General features: G+C 64.8%; 2 protein-coding genes and 1 pseudogene. 1 reads left to right on the top strand and 2 read right to left on the bottom strand.

Translation table 11 applies throughout. The features are described from left to right. Together ENZ74_RS25735 and ENZ74_RS25730 are read right to left on the bottom strand one after the other, a co-directional pair. Positions 1-459: pseudogene (locus tag ENZ74_RS25735) on the bottom strand (aminopeptidase P family N-terminal domain-containing protein); the annotation flags it as partial. A 68-nt stretch (positions 460-527) separates the two neighbouring features. Further along, a complete protein-coding gene (locus tag ENZ74_RS25730) occupies positions 528-1,058 on the bottom strand; it encodes an invasion associated locus B family protein (RefSeq protein ID WP_244514247.1) in 531 nt (176 codons plus the stop codon). Positions 1,059-1,387: 329 nt separating this feature from the next. On the opposite strand from ENZ74_RS25730, the gene ENZ74_RS25725 reads away from it, so the two are divergent. Beyond that, positions 1,388-3,600 (top strand): inverse autotransporter beta domain-containing protein (locus tag ENZ74_RS25725; RefSeq protein ID WP_245471006.1); only part of this gene is annotated, 2,213 nt, incomplete at its 3' end.

Below are 3,600 nucleotides of genomic sequence, written 5' to 3'. Positions count from 1 at the left end.
ATCGAGGTCGACGCCGACCCTTGCGCGCCCGAGCCCGAACCCGGTCAGGATCTGCTTCAGCTCGTCGACGGCACGAGCGAGTTCGAATGTCGCGGGCCGAGAAAAACCCGGCGCCCGGCCGGCAAGGCCGGCCTCGATGCGTTGCGGCAACCCTTGCCCTGACGTCGAGGCGTCCAGCGTGGCGGCTTCGATCCAGATCGGGTGGCTGCGGATGACAGCATCCGGCAGAACCCGCTGCAATTGTCCCGCATTGAAGTCCGCCACCACGACGCCGATCGGCAGGTCTCGGCCAGCCGGGATGACGACAAAGCCGGCGCCGGCGCGCCGGAACAGTCCCGCCGGGCCGATCGAGGCTCCGGTCGCATAGTGGAAGGCCTCGGGCGCGCACAGCACCAGCGCCTCGATGCCGGCGCGGTCCATCAGTTGCGCCGCGCGCTGGCGGTCGACAAAGCCTGTCATGGGTTTCTCCACTGTCCGAAGCGGCAACGGAGCATTCCGGGCATCGACAATCAAGCCGCTGACAACAGCTACTTGATCGATTCCAGCTTGGCGACGGCAGCGGTGAAGCCAGCCAGCGACACCGGGATGGTGACCGGCTTGCGGGTGACCGATTCCATGCCGATGTTCAGATTGGTCCCCGACTTCATGGCCTTGATGAGATCCGCCGACAGCGGCGTGGCGGCATAGGCGCCGTTCTGGTCGCTGGTCTGGATGGCAATCGTCGTCTTCTGGCCCTGGTCGATCTGGAAGGAGGCGCCGGACGGCAGGAACAGGCCGTGCGGCAGGGCAAGCAGCATGGCGAGGCTGCCATTGCCGTTGTCGCGGCGCACGGTCACGGTCAGCACGCGCTGCCCGGTCTTGGCCTCGGTCAGGTTCTGCGAAAGCTGGCACTGAAGCTCGGTGGTCGCCGAACCGCTGGAGCAGTTCATCGCCCACGGATTGGCATCGGCCGGTTTTGCATTGGTTTCAGCCGGCTTTGGCTGGGCCGGCTTGGCATCTTCGGCGAGGGCCGGGCCGGTGGCCAGAGCAAGCCACAGGGCGGCCAGCCCCGCGGCCATGCCAAGTAAATTAGATCTAGCTAAAGTAAATGTCATGTTGTTTTGCCGGATGCCTTGCATGTTTCCTCGCCGCGCCCGGTATTCTCCCGAGCATGGCTTGATACAACACCCGCGACTGTTCCGGAAGCCGAGCAGGAGGCAAGCAAGCCGGCGAAATTACTGTGGCTTTTCGGATACAACGAACAATATTGCAGGAGGCCCTCAGAAATCGAAGCGCCGGAGACTCGCTATACAATAGAATTCGAGTAAGATTTTACACGGGGTGCGTGCAGTCCCCGAAGGACTCGCCAGGGATGGGAACTACCGAGACGCCTCGGCAAGTTGGTGAGATGGCGGCGCGTGGGGAGGATTTCCGCGTGCACGCCGGCTATCGCCGTTCGCGAATCGCCAGGCATCTCTGGAAGACGACGGCACTGACGACGCTGGCGCTCGGCCTTTCAGGCATGGCCGCCTATGGCGATCCCAACGGGCTATGGCAGCCGCAGATCCGCGCCATCATCGGCGCCGACAACAATGGCGGCAACGGCGCGCTCGAAGGTTTCATCCCGCTCAAGCAGACGGCCGAATCCGTGCTGTTCCTGGATGTCCGGGCCAAGCACGATTTCAAGGATGGTTCCGGCCAGGATGTCGGCCTCGGCATTCGCCGCATCGTCAACCCGGACCTGATGATCGGCGGCTACGCCTATCTCAATCTCGAGAACTACAACTCCACCCAGTTCACCGCGGCCACGCTGGGCGCCGAGGCGATCACGCCTCATTTCGATGCGCATGTGAACGTCTATCTGCCGATCAAGGGTGATTCGACGGATCACTCGACCAGTTCGACCCTGTCGATGGTCAGCAACCAGCTGATCGAGCAGATCTCGGTCCTCGACCACCGCGATTACGCGGCATGGGGCATCGAGGGCGAGATCGGCGCGCAGGTGCCGGTCAACCTGCCCGACAAGCATTCGCTGCGGCTCGACATTGGCGTCTATCATTTCGAGGATCCGCATGGCGACGACGGCAGCGTCACGGGCGCCAAGGCCGGCTTCGAGTATACGATCGGCGATGTTTTCGGCAGCAACACGGAACTGGTCTTCGCCGGCGAGGTCCGCAACGACAATCGCGACGACACCCAGTTCGCCGGCAGTGTGCGGCTGAACATCCCGTTCAATCCCGGCAGCGGCTCGGACCACGCCGCCAATGGGGCCGACAGCGGGCCGGAGCCGGTCTATCCGGTCAGCGAAGGCCTGCGCAAGCGCGTCAACGAGCGCGTGCGTGGCGATATCGGCGTCCGCGTCCAGTCGCAGACGCTGACCGGCGGCTCGACGACGCGTGTCGCCATCAACGCCGCCACCAATGCCGCCTTCGGCAAGTTCTACTACGCCGATGGCGGCCTCGCCGGTGCCGGCACGCTGGCCGACCCGACGACGCTGGACGACGCCGTGACCAAGTCGGGTGCGAACGGTTTTGTCGTGGCACTCGGCGGCAACGGCAATCTGACGACTGGCGGGGTGACGCTTGCCAATGGACAGACCGTCATCGGCGGCGGCGAAAGCGTCACCGCAAGGCTTTTCGGCGGCGGCACCAGCACCTTCAACCTGGGCGGCAGCGACGGCACGATCCAGGGCACCAACGTCGCCAACCCCGTCTTTACGCTCGGCAACGGCAACACGCTCAGCGGTATCATCATCACCGGCGGCGGCGACGGCATCTTCGGCAACAACATCACCGGCGCGACGCTGACCAATGTGACGGTCACCGGTGCGGGCGGCAACGGCGCCGACTTCACGGGCAGTTCGACCGGCATCACCGACTCCAACTTCACCGCCACCGGCAACGGCCTCGACGGCCTGCACATCGACGGCGACGGCACCTACAATTTCACCGGCACGACGCTGCTGCAGGGCAATCTCGACGACGGTCTCGATATCACCGGCAAGGGCACCTACACCTTCGCCACCGTCAATGCGCAGGACAATACCGACCGCGGCATCACCGTGCAGGGCACGTCGACCGGAGGCACGTTCACCACCACCGGCGGCACCGTGTCAGGCAATGGCGGCACCGCCGTCTTCATCGATCCGATCACCGCCCATGTGGTGCTGGACTCGATCAGCCAGAGCGGCGGCACGTCGGGTGTCGTGCTGGAGAATGTCGCGGGCAACTTCACCGTCAACGGTGCGACGACGATCTCCAACACGACCGGACCGGCGATCGCCATTTCGGATTCGCCGGCGACGATCCGCTTCGGCGACATCAGCATCACCAACCCCGGCGCCGACGGCATCTCGTTTGCCGGCGTCAATGCGGCGGTGGTCGCCGGCAACATCGTCATCTCCGGACTGGGTGTCGGCACCGGCCTCGACTTCTCCGGATCCAAGACCAATTTCACCGCGCAGTCGCTCAGCATCACCGGCACCGGTGCTGCCGGCTCGATCGGCATCGATCTGACGTCGCCGAGCGTTGGCGGCGCGGTGATCATCATCACCGATGGCGGCGTCATCACCAATGTCGATACCGGCGTGCGGCTGGGCATTGCCGGCACGCCGGGCGCCAC

Origin of the sequence: Mesorhizobium sp. M7A.F.Ca.CA.002.15.2.1 (genome assembly GCF_003998715.1) — a bacterium.
Classification (GTDB): domain Bacteria; phylum Pseudomonadota; class Alphaproteobacteria; order Rhizobiales; family Rhizobiaceae; genus Mesorhizobium; species Mesorhizobium ciceri.
The sequence above is the reverse complement of the archived record's forward strand: the minus strand, read 5'-3'. Positions and strand labels throughout refer to the sequence as shown.